Raw genomic sequence first — 17,103 nt, 5'->3', positions numbered from 1 at the left:
CATGACAGACAGTTCGCGCGGGCCGGCCGAGAGGCCGGCCCGCGTTACTACCCCGTCCGACCACCCCGCCGCCGCCCTTAAAAGGATGAAAACCCATACCTTGCAGGACGGCGTGAAACGCACCGTCCTGCCCAGTGGCCTGCGCATCCTCACCGAGGCGATCCCCACCACCCGCAGCGCCGCCCTGGGCGTCTGGGTGGGTGTCGGCTCCCGTGACGAGACCCCGGCGATGTCGGGCGCCTCGCACTTCCTCGAGCACCTGCTCTTCAAGGGCACCGAGAAGCGCACCGCGCTGGACATCTCCGCGGCGATCGAGGCGGTCGGCGGCGAGACCAACGCCTTCACCACGAAGGAGTACACCTGCTACTACGCGCGGGTGCTGGACGCCGATCTGCCGCTGGCCGTCGACGTGCTCTGTGACGCGGTCGCCGGATCGATCCTGGCCCCGGCCGACGTCGAGACCGAGCGTGGCGTGATCCTCGAGGAGATCGCCATGCACGACGACGAGCCCGGCGACGAGGTGCACGACGTCTTCACCGAGGCGATCTTCGGTGCCGGCACGCCGCTGGGCCGGCTGATCTCGGGCACCGAGGAGACCATCTCCCCGATGACCCGGACCCAGATCAACCGCTTCTACCGCGCCCGGTACAAGGCTCCGCAGATCGTGGTCACCGCGGCCGGCAACCTCGAGCACGCCAAGGTCGTCAGGCTGGTCCGGGCCGCGCTGGCCGGCAGCCCGCTGGACGCCGAGCCGGGCGTGCCCGCCGGCAAGCGCGGGTCCACCGGCGGGAGCCGGCCGCGCAAGCCGGTCACGCTGATCCGGCACCGCGACACCGAGCAGGCGCACATCGTGCTCGGCTGCGCCGGCATCAGCCGGGCCGACGACCGCCGGTTCGCGCTCGGAGTGCTCAACAACGTGCTCGGCGGCGGCATGTCCAGCCGGCTGTTCCAGGAGATCCGGGAGAAGCGCGGGCTGGCCTACTCGGTCTACTCCTACGGCAGCCAGTACGCGGACGCCGGCCTCTTCGCGGTCTACGCCGGCTGCGCGCCGGGCAAGGCCGAGGAGGTGCTGGCGCTGATCCGCGCGGAGCTCGCCGTGGTCGCCGCGGAGGGCATCACCGTCGAGGAGCTGGCCCGCGGCAAGGGCATGGTCAAGGGCTCGTACGTGCTCGGCCTGGAGGACACCGGCTCGCGGATGAGCCGGCTGGCCAAGTCGGAGCTGCTGCACGGCGACCTGATGGCCGTCGACGAGCTGCTGGCCCAGGTCGACGCGGTCACCCTCGACGAGGTGAACGCGCTGGCCGCCGAGCTGCTGGCCAAGCCGATGTCACTCGCGGTCGTCGGGCCCTTCGACGACGACGCGTTTTCCGCCCCCCGCTAACCTGGGACGCCGTGACCATCCTCAGCCCTCCGCCCGTACAAGAAGAAGCGCAGCCGGACCGGCGCAGGCGCCGGATCGTCGGCATGCTGATCTGGGCGGTGCTGTTCGCGGTCGGCACGTACTTCATCGGCGTGCCGACCAGCGACCCGCTCATCGCGTTCGGCTGGCTGTGGCTGGCCACCATCGCCTGGCGCAGCGACCTGCCCTGGCGCGAGCACCTGCGGTTCCTGCGCGACTGGCTGCCGATCGCGCTGCTGCTGGTGGTCTACAACATCTCCCGCGCGTGGGCCGACGACCTGTTCCAGCCGCACGTCACCGAGCTGATCCACGCCGACGAGGCGATGTTCGGCCGGCTCACCGGCGGCCAGGTCCCGACCACCTGGCTGCAGCAGCACCTCTACCAGCCGGGCGTCGTGCAGTGGTGGGAGGTCGTGGTCACGCTGGTCTACGTCTCGCACTTCCTGACCGTGCCGACGGTCGCGGTGGTCCTCTGGGTGCGCTCCCGGGCGCAGTGGGCCCGGTTCGTCCGGCGCTGGTTCACGCTGTGCGTGTTCGGCCTGGTCACCTACTTCCTCTACCCGGCCGCCCCGCCGTGGTGGGCGTACAAGTACGGCTACCTGCCCGAGCACGTGGAACGCATCTCCACGAACGGGTGGGACGCGATCGGCCTGCACGGCGCCGGCAACACCCTGAACGCCCTGCAGGTGGACGCGTCCAACCCGGTCGCCGCGATGCCGTCGCTGCACACCGCCTGGGCCATGATGGCCGTCGCGTTCTTCCTGCCGGTGGTCCGCCGCCGCTGGTGGCCGCTGCTGCTGGCCTATCCGCTGGCGATGACCTTCACGCTGGTCTACACCGGCGAGCACTACGTCGTCGACGTGCTGGTCGGCTGGGCCTACGTGGCGGCGGTGTTCCTGGTGGTGGGGCTGGGCGAACGCCGGTGGGCCAACCGCAGTAAATTGTCCCCGTGACGAACGAGCAGGAACCGATCCGCGTCGGCGTTCTCGGCGCCCGCGGCCGCATGGGCCTCGAGGTGTGCAAGGCGGTCGACGCCGCCGACGACCTCGAGCTGGTGGCGATGATCGACCAGGGCGACTGGTTGTTCAACGCCTCGGACGCCGGCGCCCAGGTGCTCGTCGACTTCACCGCCCCGGACGTCGTCATGGACAACCTGCACTGGGCCGTGGACCAGGGCATCAGCATGGTGGTCGGCACGAGCGGCTTCACCGAGCAGCGCCTCGACCGGGTGCGCGGCTGGCTGGCCCACAAGCCCGAGGTCGGCGTGCTGATCGCCCCCAACTTCGGCATCGGCGCGGTGCTGATGATGCAGTTCGCGGCGAAGGCGGCCCGCTACTTCGAGTCCGTCGAGATCATCGAGCAGCACCACCCGCGCAAGCTGGACGCCCCGAGCGGCACGGCCATGCACACCGCGAAGCTGATCGCCGCGGCCCGGGCCGAGGCCGGCCGCGGCCCGATGCCGGACGCGACCAAGGAAGAGCTGCCCGGCGCCCGCGGCGCGGACGTCGACGGGGTGCGGGTGCACGCGGTGCGGGCGGCCGGTCTGGTCGCCCACCAGGAGGTCCTCTTCGGCACGCACGGCGAGACGCTGACGATCCGGCACGACAGCCTGGACCGGGCATCGTTCATGCCGGGCGTGCTGCTGGGGGTCCGCTCGATCGTGACCCGGCCGGGCCTGACCATCGGCCTCGACTCGCTGCTCGACTGACCGGCTGAGCCGGCCGCGGATCCGCAGCCGGCCGCCGGGGGAGTTGGACCGTGAGCCCGGCGGGCAGGCCGGTGATCGTCATCGCCCCGGCCACGTCGCCCCGGCGAGCGCGCGGGCGATCTCCAGTGGTCAGCTCGATCGGGCGGGCTGTCGGCGGGTGCGTCGGCGATCTCCAGCTCGGTCGCCTCGATCGCGCTCGCTCCGATCCGCACCGATCCGCACCGATCCGGTCGATCGGGGGTGCGCGGCATGATCGTGGTCAGCTCTGGTCACTCGACTTACGCTATTTGCCGGAGCCTTGTTTGCGCGCACCCGCTTTCGGTGGTCGCCCAGGTCGGGGCGGGAGCTCTCGTCGAGATTGTGGTGCTTCGCATCGACCAGGCGCGATGCAAGATTCACTTCGAGTGTCGGTCGGCTGGCCCAGCGACACTTGAGTGTCGACCGAGCACCGCGGGCGGGAGCGACGGCCGCGCTTGACGACATCGTGGTGGCGGCCCACAACCGGCTCGCGGGCACCCATGCCGGCGTGCGATTCCGCCCGAGTCTCGGCAAAGCGTCCTTTATCGCCCCCTCGCGAAGTGCTCTCGTCGCCAACGTCGCGGTCTTGGAAAGCACGGGTGCGGCCGACTTTCGCCATTCATCGCCGTCGCAGCCTCAGCGGCACCCTTCCCGCAGATCTTGATGAGCTAAAACGTTCTAGCCACACCACACCGCTACAAGGTCCACCACTCACGCCCCTTTCCTCCTGAGATAACCCCCTCACCCTCCACTACCGCCACACACCCTAAAAGGGCCAATCCCGCATACCGGACGAACCCGGCAACGGGCTGGATCACCTCGGGGGGTCAGACGTCGACACCATCCAGCCGTGTCCCATGTCGAGGGGTCAATGGAGCCGGAGCCCGGCGGCCAGGCCGTTGATCGTCGCCGCGCCGGCCGCGTCGACCCGGACGTCGACGGGCTCGCCGGCGATTTCCAGCCCGCGCGCCTCAACCGGGCCGAACGGCGCCCCCGCCAGCGGTCGCAGCCGCACCCGGCCGCCCGGCACATCCGCCTCCAGGCCGATCACGGCCTGGGCCAGCAGCACCGCCGCGGCCGCCGACCACGCCTGCGGCCGGCACGCCGCCGGGTACGGCATCGGCCGGCTCAGCGCCGACCGGGCGTCCCCGGCGTGCAGCTCGGGCAGCCGGTAGCCGAACGCCTCGGCGGCGGTCAGCAGCCCGTCGATCAGCGTGGTCGCCTCGGCGGTGAAGCCGGCTCGGGCCAGCCCGGTCGCGACGATCGCGGTGTCGTGCGTCCAGACCGAACCACAGTGGTACGACAGCGGCGCATACCCGCGGTCGAGGGCGGACATCGTGCGCAGCCCGTACGCGCCGGACATCGGCTCGCCGGACAGGGCCGTCGCCACCGCCCGTTCCTCGGCCGCGGTGAGCAGGCCGGTGCCGAGCAGGTGGCCGATGTTGCTGGTCAGCGCGTCGACCGGGCGCCCGTCCCGGTCCAGCGCCAGCGCCGGGTAGCCGCCGTCCACCCAGAACGCCGCCCGGAACCGCTCGGCCAGCGCGGCCGCATACTCCCGCCACCGGTCGCCGCCGGGCCGCCCGAACGCGTCCAGCAGCGCCGCGCCGTCCAGGGCCGCCCGGTGCGCGTAACCCTGCGCCTCGACCAGGGCGATCGGCGGCTCGGCGCCGCGCAGCGCGGCCGCGGAGTCCTTCCAGCCCTGGTTGGCCAGCCCGTGCCCGGTGGTGTCGTGATAGGTCAGGAAGCCGCCGGCCCAGCCGTCCAGCCAGCCGAGCGCGGCCGACAGGTGCGGCAGCAGGTCGGCGACCTCGGTGGCGGGCATTCCCCAGCGCCAGGCGTCGTGCAGCAGGCTGATCCACAGCGGCGTGGCATCCACGCTCCCGTAGTAGGCCGCGGGCAGCCGCAGGCCGCCCGCCAGCACGAACGCCTGCCGGCGCAGCTCGTGCAGGATCTTGCCGGGCGCCTCGCCGGAGGTCGGATCGGTGCGGGTGCCCTGCCGGCGGGCGAGCACCCGCAGCGTGCCGGCGGCGGGACCGGTGCCCAGCGGCAGCAGCATCCGGGCCGCCCAGATGCTGTCGCGGCCGAACAACGTCAGATACCACGGCACGCCCGCGCCGAGGTAGACGTCGTCGCCGTCGGCCAGCCGCAACGCGTGCAGGTCGTCGAGCGAGCGGGCGACCAGCCGGCCCAGGCGCCGGTCGCCCGAGGTGACTTCGGCGGGGCGCCAGTCGCGGGCCCGGGTGGGTGCGTGCACCACGGCGGCCGGGTCGTGCACCCGTACCGTGAAGGTCAGGGTCGTGGCCGCGCCCGGCGCGAGCGTGACCGCCCAGCGCAACCGCCCGCGGCCGTCGGTCTCCGCCCCGGCGGCGGTGGCCGTGACGGTGATGCCGTCCCGCGACCAGGTCAGCGGACCGTCCGCGGGCAGCGGCGGGCCCGCGCCGCCGGACTTGACCACGTCGATCGGGGCCAGGTCGACCGCCAGGTCCACGGTGACCGTGGTGCGGACCGTGGCCGCGGCGGCCGAGCCGAGCCGGATCGCCTCGTCGACCTGCCCGGGGGTGACCGTGCGGGTGCGCTCGATCCGGACGGCCGGGTCCGGGGCCGGGCCGCCGAGCCACCGGGCCAGCGAGTCGAAGCGGGTGGTGCCGGCCCCGGCGGCGGCGTGGCCGAGCGGCTCGGCTTCCCGGTCGTCGAGGCGCAGCAGGGCCGCGGAGAGCACCCGGCGGTCCGCGTGGAACACGCCCTGCACACCCTCGGCGCGGATCTGCCCGTCGGGGCCGGCCAGCGCGGTGGTCGGCGCCGCGACGGTCGCCACCAGCTCGTGCAGCAGCGGTTGCACGGCGACCCGGCTAACCCGCGGCGGGCGCTTGCGGGTCGATCGCCACGTGCAGGCGCAGCTGGGGGACCAGCATGTCGTCGACGTCCAGGGCGCGGCCGGCGCCGTCGGGCTCCCAGCCGGTCGAGACCAGGAACTTCCTCATCGCCTCGTCGGCGTCGTAGGCCCAGGCCACGGCGGCCTTGAAGGAGTCCTCGCGCCACAGGTCGACGGTGGCCGCGAGCAGCCGGCTGCCGTGCCCGCGCCGGCCCCAGCGCGGCTCGACCAGCAGGTCGGTGACCGCCGCCACGTCGTCGGGCAGCGGCGGCTCCTCGGGCGCCAGCGCCTGTTCGTCGGCCGGCCCGGCCGCGGCGAAGCCGACCACGTGCGACTCGGCCTCGCCCTGCTCGACCGCGATCAGCACCCGGTGCCGGGCCGAGGGCGGCGACTCGATGGCCTCGGCCCAGCCCCGGGCCAGGTAGGCCTCGTCGAGGTTGGCCAGCACGTGCGCCGGGAACAGCCGCCGGTACGCGGTCCGCCAGGTGGTGAGCTGGATGCGGGCGATCTCGCCGGCGTCGGTGGGGCGGGCGGGACGCACGAAGCCGAGAGCCATGCCCGGCAGCCTACAGACGCGTTGTCGTACCCCTCCGCTAGCGTGCGGAGCCGTGGCCGTACCCGAATCTCTCTCCGTCGCCCAGGCCCGGCGCATCACGCTGGCCGCGCAGGGTTTCACCGACCCGCGCCCCGGCGGCGCCACCGACCTGCGGCACCTGCGCCGCGTGCTGCGCCGCCTGCACCTGATCCAGATGGACTCGGTCAACGTGCTCCAGCGCGCCCACTACATGCCGCTCTACAGCCGGCTCGGGCCCTATCCGGCCGGCCTGCTGGAGCGGGCTGCCTACCGGGCGCCCCGGCTGCTGTTCGAGTTCTGGGGGCACGAGGCGTCGCTGATCAACGTCGAGCTCCAGCCGCTGTTCCGCTGGCGGATGGCCCGCGCCCAGGACTACGCCTGGGGCAACATGCGGCGGATCGTGGCCGAGCAGCCCGACCTGGTCGCCTGGGTGCTCGACGAGGTCCGCGACCGCGGCCCGCTCACGGTCGCCGAGATCGAGCACGACGCCCCGCGCACCAAGGACCACTGGGGCTGGAACTGGTCGGTGGTCAAGCAGGCCCTGGAGTGGCTGTTCTACAGCGGCCAGGTCACCGCCGCCGAGCGCACGACCTCCTTCGCCCGGCGCTACGACCTGCCCGAGCGGGTCCTGCCCCGGCAGGTGCTGGAGGCGCCCACGCCCGCGCCGCAGGATTCCTTCCGGGCGCTGGTCGAGCTCTCCGCCCGCACGCTGGGCGTGGCCGCCGAGCCGGAGCTGCGCGACTACTTCCGGCTGCCGGTCGCCGGCTTCAAGCAGGCCGTCGCCGAGCTGATCGAGGACAGGGTGCTGCTCCCGGTCACCGTGGCCGGCTGGAAGGGGCCGACCTACCTGCACCACCAGGCCCGGCTGCCGCGCCGGGTGCAGGCGGCCACGCTGGTCAGCCCGTTCGACCCGCTGATCTGGGAACGGGGCCGCACCGAGCGGCTCTTCGACCTCAACTACCGGATCGAGATCTACGTGCCGGCCGCCCAGCGGCTCTACGGCTACTACGTGCTGCCGTTCCTGCTCGGCGAGAGGTTCGCCGCCCGGCTCGACCTCAAGGCCGACCGCAAGGCCGGCGTGCTCCAGGTGCCGGCCGCCTGGCTCGAGCCCACCGCCGACCAGGAGGAGACCGCCGCCGCCCTGGTGCCGGAGCTGCACCGGCTGGCCGGCTGGCTGGGGTTGCACACCGTCGCGGCCCCGCAGCGCGGTGACCTGGCGGGCCCGCTCACGGCCGCGCTGAAGCTTGCCTCCGCGGGTGTACCGTGACGGCCATGAGCAGCACGACCGACTCCGTCGCGGTCCACCCGCAGCCGGAGGGGCCGGTCTACGGCCCGCCGTATTACGAGCCGCCGCAGCAGGACCGGGTCACCCGGTTCATCCAGCGCAGGTGGCGCGAGTCGCCGATCTGGGTGGCCCCCGCCGCGATGCTGGTCTGCATGGCCGGCGCGGTCGGCTACACGTTCGTCACCAGCCCCACCGAGGCGAACGCGGGCGCGTCCCCGACCTGCCTGCTCAAGTACACGACCGGCTTCATCTGCCCGGGCTGCGGCGGCACCCGCGCGGCCTGGTATCTGCTGCACGGCGACATCCCGGCGGCGGCCCGGCACCACGCGCTGTTCGTCTTCGCCGTCCCGTTCCTGCTCTATATGTACGCGGCCTGGGCCGGCCGCCGGCTGTTCGGCTGGCAGCTGCCGCAGTTCAATCCGAGCCCCGGGGTGATCGGTGGCTTCATCGCCGCCTGGGGTGTCTTCAGCCTGCTGCGCAACCTGCCGTGGGCGCCGTTCACCGCCTTCTACGTCTGAGCCGGAGGCCCGGGCCCACCGGCGACGAGGAATCCTCTCCGGCCGTCCGATAAGTTGTCGGTATGACGCACGACCTCCCGCGGCCCTTCGGCCGGCTCGTCTCGGCCATGGCGACCCCGTTCCTGGCGGACGGCTCGCTCGATGTCGCGGGCGCGGCCACGCTGGCCGGCTGGCTGGTGGACGAGCAGGGCCACGACGCCCTGGTGATCAGCGGCACCGGCGGCGAGTCGCCGACCACCACCGACGCGGAGAAGGAGACCCTGCTCCGCGCCGTCATCGAGGCGGTGGGCGACCGGGCCCGGATCGTCGCCGGCGTCGGCACCAACAACACCGCCCACACGGTCGAGCTGGCCCGCACGGCGGAGAAGGTCGGCGCGCACGGCCTGCTGGTCGTCACGCCGTATTACAACAAGCCCCCGCAGAGCGGCCTGATCAGGCACTTCACCGCGGTCGCCGACAGCGTCGGACTGCCGATGATGCTCTACGACATCCCGCACCGGGCCGGTGTGCCGATCGCCACCGAGACGCTGGTGCGGCTCGCCGAGCACCCCAACATCGTCGCCGTCAAGGACGCCAAGGGCGACCTCGCCGGCAGCGCCGACGTGCTGCGCCGCACCGACCTCGCCTACTACTCGGGCGAGGACGCCGCCATCCTCCCGCTGCTGTCGATCGGCGCGGTCGGCGTGGTCGGCACCTCCACCCACTTCATCGGCCCACCGACCAAGGCCATGATCGAGGCGTACGAGCGCGGCGACGTCGCCGGGGCGCTCGCCCTGCACCAGCGGCTGCTGCCGCTGTTCACCGGCATCTTCCGGACCCAGGGCACCATCCTCGTGAAGGCCGGCCTGCGCGCCCTCGGGCTGCCCGCCGGGCCCGTGCGCTCGCCGCTGGTCGACGCCACCGAGGCCGAAACGAACCAACTGCTAGAGGACGCCGCCGCGGCGGGACTGCACCTCGGCACCAATTAGAGAGGCCTCGCATTTGAGCCAGGCACACGTCGATCTGGAACCACCACCCCCGCTGCCGGAGGGCGCCCTGCGCGTCATCCCGCTCGGCGGTCTCGGTGCCATCGGCCGCAACATGACTGTCTACGAGTTCGACGGCAAGATCCTCGTCGTCGACTGCGGCGTCCTCTTCCCGGACGTCGAGCAACCCGGCGTCGACCTGATCCTGCCCGACTTCGACCCGATCCGGGACCGGCTGGAGGACGTCCAGGCGATCGTGCTGACCCACGGGCACGAGGACCACATCGGCGCGGTGCCGTACCTGCTCGCGCTCAAGCCCGACATCCCGCTGGTCGGCTCCGAGTTCACCCTGGCGCTGGTCGAGGCGAAGCTGGCCGAGCGCCGGCTGGACCCGTACACGCTGACCGTCAAGGAGGGGCAGACCGAGCGGCTGGGGCCGTTCGAGTGCGAGTTCTTCGCGGTCAACCACTCGATCCCGGACGCGCTGGCGGTGGCCGTGCGGACCCCCGCCGGCCTGGTGCTGCACACCGGCGACTTCAAGATGGACCAGGTGCCGCTGGACGGGCGGATCACCGACCTGGCCGGCTTCGCCCGGCTCGGCGCCGAGGGCGTCGATCTGCTGCTCTCGGACTCCACCAACGCGGAGGTGCCCGGCTTCGTCACCCCGGAACGCGACATCGGCCCGGTGCTCGGCGCGCTCTTCGGCAAGGCCCGCGGCCGGATCATCGTGGCCAGCTTCGCCTCCCACGTGCACCGGGTCCAGCAGGTGATGGACGCCGCGTACGAGTACGACCGCAAGGTCGCCCTGATCGGCCGGTCGATGGTCCGCAACATGGGCATCGCCCGCGACCTGGGCCTGCTGCGCATCCCGGACGGGCTGCTGGTCAGCCTGGACGAGGCCGCGCAGATGCCGCACGACGAGATCGTCTTCATGTCCACCGGTTCCCAGGGCGAGCCGATGAGCGCGCTGGGCCGGATGTCCACCGGCGACCACCGGCACATCACCATCAAGGCCGGCGACACCGTGGTGCTGGCCAGCTCGCTGGTGCCCGGCAACGAGACCTCGGTGTACCGGGTGATCAACCAGCTGGCCCGGGCCGGCGCCACGGTGGTGCACAAGGACACCGCCAAGGTGCACGTCTCCGGGCACGCCCCGGCCGGCGAGCTGCTCTTCCTGCTCAACGTCGTGCGTCCGAGCAACCTGATGCCGGTGCACGGCGAGTGGCGGCACCTGCGCGCGCACGCCCAGCTCGGCATCGAGTCCGGGGTGGCGCCGGACCGGGTGGTGCTCTGCGAGGACGGTGACGTCGTCGACCTGGTGGAGGGGCACGCCCGGCACGTGGGCCGGGTCAAGAACCGCTACGTGTACGTCGACGGCCTGGCCGTGGGCGACGTCAGCGAGTCGCTGCTGACCGAGCGGCGGATCCTCGGCGACGGCGGCTTCATCTCGGCCACCGTGGTGATCGACTCGGTGACCGGCAAGGTGGTCGGCGAGCCCAGCATCTCGGCGAAGGGCTTCTCCGAGGACCCGCAGGCGTTCAACCCGGTCATCCCGCTGCTGACCGCCGCCCTGCACCGCTCGGCGGAGGACGGCATCACCGACACCCACCAGCTCCAGCAGGTGGTCCGGCGCACCGTCGGACGCTGGGTGAACGACGCCTACCGCCGCCGGCCGATGATCGTGCCCACCGTGGTGGAGGTGTGATCCACAGGTATTAGTTTCCGTGAATACCGGATTTTTTGATCCGGTCGCGACCCCCTTGCGTATCTGAGGGCACGGTGCCGCCCCCACGGCACTCGATGCGAGGGGAGTTACGGATGCAGCGGAGAACGGTCGTCGCGCTTGCGGCGACGGTGACGGCAGCGGGAGCGGCGGTGGCGTTCACGCTGCCGTCCATGGCGGGCACGAACGCCGCCCGCGGCCCTGCGTCGCAGTCGACCGGCGGAGTGGCCCCTCAGCTGCTCGCCGCGATGCAACGGGACCTCGGCGTCAGCGCCGACCAGGCCGCGGCCCGGGTCAAGCGGGCCGCGTGGGCCAGCGGGGTGGCGGCGCAGCTGCGCAGCGCCTCGGGTGACGCGTACGCGGGCTCCTGGCTCGGCAAGGACGGCACGACGCTGAACATCGCGATCACCGACGCCGGCCTGGCCGACCGGGTGCGCGCGGCCGGCGCCACCCCGAAGCTGGTCGAGCGCAGCGTGGCCGAGCTGGACAGCGCGAAGCGGGCGCTGGACGCCGAGGCCACCCGGGCCGACCGGGACCTGCCCGGCTGGTACGTCGACGTCGCGGCCAACCAGGTCGTGGTGCAGGCCCTGCCCGGTGACACCGAGCACGCCGCGGAGCTCGCCGAGGACGCGGGCATCCCCGACGAGGCGGTCCGGGTGGTGGTCACCAAGTCCGCGCCGAAGCCGCTGGCGGATGTCATCGGCGCCGAGCCGTACTTCGTCAACATCGGCGGCGGCCAGGCCCGTTGCTCGATCGGCTTCGCGGTCGAGGGCGGGTTCGTCACCGCCGGGCACTGCGGCACGGTCGGCACCCCGACCACCGACCGGGAGAACCTGGACCAGGGTGAGGTCGTGGCGTCGGTCTTCCCCGGCACCGCCGACATGGGCGTGGTGCAGACCAACGCCGACGTGACGCTGCAGCCGTTCGTCAACGACTTCGACGGCAACGCGCTGCCGGTCGGCGGCAGCACGGAGGCGCCGGTCGGTGCCGCGGTCTGCCGCTCCGGGTCCACCACCGGGACCTTCTGCGGCACCATCCTGGCGAAGAACCAGACGGTCAACTACCCGGAGGGCGCGGTCACCGGCCTGACCCGGACGGACGTCTGCGCCGAGGGCGGTGACTCCGGCGGCCCGTGGCTCTCCGGTGACCAGGCCCAGGGCGTCACCTCCGGCGGTTCCGGCGACTGCACCGTGGGCGGCGAGACGTTCTTCCAGCCGATCACCGAGATCCTCGAGGTCAACAACCTCACCCTGCTGACCACCGGCGGTGCCGGCGGCGGGGCGGACGCGGGCACCCCGCCGGCCGAGGCGACCACCGCGCCGCCGGCCGAGGCGACCGAGGCGCCGGAGCAGAACCGGCAGGGCGGCGGTCACCACCGCCGCGGTCACCGCAACTGACGGTCCGCCCGTAGAGACGTGCTGCCCGCACAGGTCATCCTCCGTCCTGTGCGGGCAGCGCTGCGTCGCCTACCGTGAGCCCGTGGGCTACCGCATCCTGATCGCCGCCGCCGTCGGCGCGCACTTCGCGTTCCTGGCCTTCGGCATCTTCGGCGGCTTCCTGGCCTGGCGCTGGCCCCGGCTGATCCTGCTGCAGGTCGTCGCCGCCGGCTGGCTGCTGGTGATCGTCGTCGCCAAGCTGTACTGCCCGCTGACCTGGCTGGAGGACCGCGGCCGGGAGGGACTCGGACTGCCCCCGCTGCCTGGCGGCTTCCTCGACAACCACGTCGCGGGTGTCTTCTACCCGTACGGCTACGAGTGGGCGGCCCAGCTCACCGTCGCCGGCATCGTCCTCAGCTCGTGGATCGGCCTCGCGGTCCGCGCCAACCGCCGCTCACAGCTCCGCGACCGCGTCGGCTAGCTCGCAGCCGGTCGCGATGCCGCAGATCATCACCTGGTCGAGCTGCCGCGGCGTGACGCCCTGCTCCCAGTCGCCGGAGACCTCGCCGACCACCCGCACCACGCCGTCGTCGGCGGTGTGCACGTACGCCTTGGGCCAGAGCCGGTCGTGGTTCCAGGCGTTGCAGAAGGCGTACAGGCGGGGCACGTCGTCGGTGCTGAAGACCGTCCGGGTGAGCGTGCGGACCTGCAGCACCTCTTCCTCCTTGCCGAGCCGGAAGAAGTAGATCAGGCAACCCTGCCAGTTACCGCCGATGTCGCCGTCGTCGTCGACGAAGTACGCGAACTCGCGGGCCTTGAGCGCCTCGATGACCATGTCGTGGCTGAGCGGTTGCGGCAGATCGGACATGGACTTGATCCTAAACGGGGAAAAAGCGAAACCTGGTCACGGTGCGGCGCGCGAGCCGGGTGGGGTGATCGGCGATACGGTGGGGACATGGCGGGCCGTCCTCCTCCGGCGAGCCGGGGCCGCGCCGCGTCCAGCACGCGCGGCGCCGCGACGACGCGTGCCCGGCAACCGGCCGCCCGGCAACCGGGGCGCAAGCCCGCCGCCAGGAAGGCCACCCGTCCGGCCGCCCGCACCCGGGCCAGGAGCGCCTCCCGCGCCCGGCCCAGCGTCGGCTCGGCGCTCGCCACCGGGATCGGCCGCGGCGTCAGCGCCCTCTGGATGGGCCTCGCGCACAGCGTCGGCTGGGCCGCCCGCGGCGTCGGCCGGCAGGCGGCGACCGCCAAGGAGATCGATCCCGAGCACCGCCGCGACGGCGCCGGGCTGCTCATGCTGGGCCTGGCCATCCTGGTCGGGGTGGCGGTGTGGGCCGGTTCCGCCGGCCCGGTCGGCGCCTGGGTCGCCGACGCCGTCCGGCTCTTCTTCGGCGGGCTGGCCGTGCTGCTGCCCCTGCTGCTGCTCTTCGGCGCCGTCCGCTTCATGCGCAAGCCCGCCGACCCGGAGCACCGCGGCCGGTCGGTGGTCGGCTGGGGCGCGCTGATCGTCGCCACGGCGAGCCTGCTGCACGTGTCCCAGCGCCCGGCCGACGACGTCGAGATGACCGGTTCCGGCGGGCTCCTCGGCTACGGAGTGGGCGCGCTGCTGGAGAACGCGGTGACGGCCTGGGTGGCCGTACCGTTGCTGGTGTTGTTGTTGATCTTCGGTCTGCTGGTCATCACCGCGACGCCGATCAACAAGATCCCTGAGCGGCTGATGCTGCTCGCCGACGTGCTGCTCGGCCGCTCGTCCGCGCGGGCGCCGCTGCCCGACGCCGCCCTGCCCGAGCTGGACGAGCCCGCCGGCGCCGAGCCGAAGCGGCGCTCGCCGGCCCGCCGCCGGCAGGGTTCGCTGGCCGACATCGGCCTGGCCCCGGACCCCGACGACGACCCGATCCTCATCGTCGACGACGACCCGATCGTGCACGACACGGTGCTGGTGCCCCGGGGCAAGAAGGTGCCCGGCAGCCGCAAGCCGCCGGAGCCGCCGGAGCACTCGCCGCTGCCCACCCGGGCCGAGCAGCTCGACATCTCCGCGGTCGAGGGCGACTACCGGCTGCCGCCGCCGAACCTGCTCGGCAAGGGCGCGGTGCCCAAGTCGCGGAGCAAGGCCAACGACGAGATCATGACGGCCCTCACCGGCGTCTTCGACCAGTTCAACCTGGACGCCCAGGTCACCGGCTTCACCCGGGGCCCGACGGTGACCCGCTACGAGGTCGAGGTCGGCCCGGGCGTCAAGGTCGAGCGGATCACCCAGCTGTCCCGCAACATCGCGTACGCGGTCAAGTCGCCGGACGTGCGCATCCTGAGCCCGATCCCGGGCAAGAGCGCGGTCGGCGTGGAGATCCCGAACACCGACCCGGAGAACGTGTCGCTGGGTGACGTGCTGCGCTCGCACGCGGCCACCGCCGACCATCACCCGATGCTGGTGGGCCTGGGCAAGGACATCGAGGGCCGCTTCGTCGTCGCCAACCTCGCGAAGATGCCGCACATTTTGGTGGCGGGGGCCACCGGCGCCGGCAAGAGCTCCTGCCTGAATACGCTGCTGGTGTCGATCCTGACCCGGGCCACCCCGGACGAGGTGCGGCTGCTGCTGGTCGACCCGAAGCGGGTCGAGATGACCGCGTACGAGGGCATCCCGCACCTGGTCACGCCGATCGTCACGAACGCCAAGAAGGCCGCCGACGCGCTCGAGTGGGTCGTCCGCGAGATGGACATGCGGTACGACGACCTGGCCGCCAACGGGGTACGCCACATCGACGACTTCAACCGCAAGGTGCGCAGCGGCGAGATCACCGCGCCGCCCGGGGTGGACCGGGTGATGAAGCCGTACCCGTACCTGCTGGTGATCGTCGACGAGCTGGCCGATCTGATGATGGTCGCCCCGCGCGACGTCGAGGACTCGGTCGTGCGGATCACCCAGCTGGCCCGCGCCGCCGGCATCCACCTGGTGCTGGCGACCCAGCGGCCGAGCGTCGACGTGGTCACCGGCCTGATCAAGGCCAACGTCCCGTCCCGGCTGGCCTTCGCCACCAGCTCGCTGGCCGACTCGCGGGTCATCCTGGACCAGCCCGGCGCGGAGAAGCTGCTGGGCCGCGGCGACGGGCTGTTCCTGCCGATGGGCGCCAGCAAGCCGGCCCGGTTCCAGGGCGCCTGGGTGGACGAGTCGGAGATCGCCGCCGTCGTCAAGTTCTGCAAGGACCAGCGCGAGCCGGAGTTCCGGCAGGACCTGACGACCCCGCCGGAGAACAAGAAGAAGCAGATCGACGAGGAGGTCGGCGACGACCTCGAGGTGCTGATCCAGGCGATCGAGCTGGTGGTCACCTCGCAGTTCGGCTCGACCTCGATGCTGCAGCGCAAGCTACGGGTGGGGTTCGCCAAGGCCGGCCGGCTGATGGACCTGATGGAGACCCGGGGCATCGTCGGGCCGTCGGAGGGTTCCAAGGCCCGTGAGGTGCTGATCAAGCCGGACGAGCTCGAGGAGACCCTGGCGACGCTCCGGGTGGACTGAGGTGACCAGCACGTAGGTGCAGATCACCAGCGCCGCCAGCATCAGCGTGGCCAGCAGCGGCAGATTCTCCTTGCCCCGGCCGAACAGGAACGGCTGGTACGCCAGGAACGACGCCGCCTGCACCAGCAGCGGCACGGGCCACAGCCGTGGCCGGTAGAACGCCAGCACCAGGGACATGACGTCGGCCAGGTAGAAGTACCGCTCGTGCATCCCCGGCAGGAAGTACGGCGTGAGGATCACGAACACCGTTGCCGCCGTGACGAGCTGATCCCGCTCCAGCCGGGCGCGGCGGGCCACCAGCACGTAGCAGATGCCCAGGATCAGGGCGGCGGTCAGGACGTACCCGATGCTCCGCAGGGTCTCGATCCGGGTGGACACCGGCAGGAGGGCGAAGACCGACGGCGCGTTGGAGGTCAGCCCCGGGGCGTGCACCGCCTGGCGCCCGGGGTCGTAGAGGGTGAGCAGCTCGATCGGGTCCCGGCCGAGCAGGATGGCCGGCAGGTCCAGCGCGAGGTAGCCGGCCGGGACGGCCAGCAGCGACTTCCAGGGCAGCCGGCCCAGCAGCACGAGCAGCCCCAGCAGCGGGAAGATGAAGATGCCCTGCGGCTTGACCGCGAGCGCGACTGTGCACATCAACACGGCCCACCACGGCTTGTCCCGCAGCAGGTAGTAGACCCCGCCCAGGGCGAAGGCCGCCCACATGGCGTCGTTCTGGCCGTAGAACGAGGCGTTGATCGCCACGGTCGGCAGGAAAACCATGATCAGCGCGGCGATGGCGGGAATCCGCCAACCCGGGCGGCGCAACTGCACGATCCGGTACGTGAAGTACGCCAGCACCACGTCGAACCCGACGAAGACCAGCTTGATCTTGATCAGGGTGGCGCCGGGCAGGTACAGCGTGAGCGCCAGCAGGTAGAGGAACGGCGCGTTGTAGTTGCCGATCTCCTGGTCGAGCCCGCGCCAGCCGCCCGCCGCGCGCAGCTGATCCGACCACGCGTAGAAGATCCGCATGTCCTCCGTCACCTCGTGCCGGCCGGCGAACCGGACCAGCACGGCGAGCAGGGCCAGCGCCGCGAGGAGCAGGATCTCTTTCGCGTGCGCCCGGAGTGCGGGAAGGGTCGCCATGAGGACGGGACCGTAGCGATCCGAACGGG

At 72.3% G+C, this 17,103-nt stretch carries 13 protein-coding genes and 1 pseudogene; 10 read left to right on the top strand and 4 right to left on the bottom strand.

All coding sequences use genetic code 11. From position 1 onward, the window contains the following. The first annotated feature begins 1 nt into the window (after position 1). From ACIBQZ_RS25455 to dapB, 3 genes are all read left to right on the top strand, one after another. The gene (locus ACIBQZ_RS25455; protein WP_396091264.1) at positions 2-1,381 is read left to right on the top strand and encodes a M16 family metallopeptidase; all 1,380 of its coding nucleotides are present in this window, start codon (positions 2-4) and stop codon (positions 1,379-1,381) included. Between the two features lie 83 nt (positions 1,382-1,464). After that, positions 1,465-2,352, top strand: a complete 888-nt coding sequence (locus tag ACIBQZ_RS25450; protein ID WP_396091313.1) for a phosphatase PAP2 family protein — start codon at positions 1,465-1,467, stop codon at positions 2,350-2,352. Beyond that, positions 2,340-3,107 carry a 4-hydroxy-tetrahydrodipicolinate reductase gene (gene dapB / locus ACIBQZ_RS25445; protein ID WP_396091312.1) on the top strand — a complete coding sequence of 256 codons (768 nt, stop codon included), beginning with the start codon at positions 2,340-2,342 and terminating at the stop codon, positions 3,105-3,107. The genes ACIBQZ_RS25450 and dapB overlap by 13 nt, the downstream gene beginning before the upstream one ends. A gap of 886 nt (positions 3,108-3,993) precedes the next feature. Here the strand turns inward: dapB and ACIBQZ_RS25440 are convergent. Beyond that, positions 3,994-5,964, bottom strand: a complete 1,971-nt coding sequence (locus ACIBQZ_RS25440) for a glycogen debranching N-terminal domain-containing protein (protein WP_396091263.1) — start codon at positions 5,962-5,964, stop codon at positions 3,994-3,996. A 10-nt stretch (positions 5,965-5,974) separates the two neighbouring features. Next, a complete protein-coding gene (locus ACIBQZ_RS25435; protein ID WP_396091262.1) occupies positions 5,975-6,553 on the bottom strand; it encodes a GNAT family N-acetyltransferase in 579 nt (192 codons plus the stop codon). 52 nt (positions 6,554-6,605) lie between these two features. On the opposite strand from ACIBQZ_RS25435, the gene ACIBQZ_RS25430 reads away from it, so the two are divergent. The 6 genes from ACIBQZ_RS25430 (at position 6,606) to ACIBQZ_RS25405 (ending at position 12,919) form a co-directional block, all read left to right on the top strand. Then, entirely contained in the window at positions 6,606-7,838 is a 1,233-nt protein-coding gene (locus ACIBQZ_RS25430) for a winged helix-turn-helix domain-containing protein (RefSeq protein WP_396091261.1), read from the top strand. Between the two features lie 5 nt (positions 7,839-7,843). Further along, positions 7,844-8,374: a DUF2752 domain-containing protein gene (locus ACIBQZ_RS25425; RefSeq protein WP_396091260.1), complete on the top strand. Its 531-nt coding sequence runs from the start codon at positions 7,844-7,846 to the stop codon at positions 8,372-8,374. A gap of 62 nt (positions 8,375-8,436) precedes the next feature. After that, positions 8,437-9,342, top strand: a complete 906-nt coding sequence (dapA, locus tag ACIBQZ_RS25420) for a 4-hydroxy-tetrahydrodipicolinate synthase (protein WP_396091259.1) — start codon at positions 8,437-8,439, stop codon at positions 9,340-9,342. A gap of 13 nt (positions 9,343-9,355) precedes the next feature. Then, entirely contained in the window at positions 9,356-11,044 is a 1,689-nt protein-coding gene (locus ACIBQZ_RS25415; protein WP_396091258.1) for a ribonuclease J, read from the top strand. Positions 11,045-11,157: 113 nt separating this feature from the next. Further along, the gene (locus ACIBQZ_RS25410) at positions 11,158-12,459 is read left to right on the top strand and encodes a S1 family peptidase (protein ID WP_396091257.1); all 1,302 of its coding nucleotides are present in this window, start codon (positions 11,158-11,160) and stop codon (positions 12,457-12,459) included. An 82-nt stretch (positions 12,460-12,541) separates the two neighbouring features. Then, on the top strand, positions 12,542-12,919 hold the full coding sequence (locus ACIBQZ_RS25405) for a DUF2784 domain-containing protein (RefSeq protein ID WP_396091256.1): 378 nt from the start codon (positions 12,542-12,544) through the stop codon (positions 12,917-12,919). Here ACIBQZ_RS25405 and ACIBQZ_RS25400 read toward each other — a convergent pair. Continuing rightward, a complete protein-coding gene (locus tag ACIBQZ_RS25400) occupies positions 12,893-13,306 on the bottom strand; it encodes a YbjN domain-containing protein (protein WP_396091255.1) in 414 nt (137 codons plus the stop codon). The genes ACIBQZ_RS25405 and ACIBQZ_RS25400 overlap by 27 nt on opposite strands. Before the next feature lie 87 nt (positions 13,307-13,393). Here ACIBQZ_RS25400 and ACIBQZ_RS25395 point away from each other — a divergent pair, with 87 nt between their 5' ends. After that, positions 13,394-15,949: a DNA translocase FtsK 4TM domain-containing protein gene (locus ACIBQZ_RS25395; protein ID WP_396091254.1), complete on the top strand. Its 2,556-nt coding sequence runs from the start codon at positions 13,394-13,396 to the stop codon at positions 15,947-15,949. A gap of 246 nt (positions 15,950-16,195) precedes the next feature. On the opposite strand, the pseudogene ACIBQZ_RS25390 reads toward ACIBQZ_RS25395, so the two are convergent. Further along, positions 16,196-16,960 (bottom strand): annotated as a pseudogene (locus tag ACIBQZ_RS25390) (glycosyltransferase 87 family protein); the annotation flags it as partial. Positions 16,961-17,103 lie beyond the last annotated feature (143 nt).

The organism is Actinoplanes sp. NPDC049599 (assembly GCF_044465625.1).
Lineage (GTDB): Bacteria > Actinomycetota > Actinomycetes > Mycobacteriales > Micromonosporaceae > Actinoplanes.
This window is presented reverse-complemented; position numbering and strand designations above follow the sequence as displayed.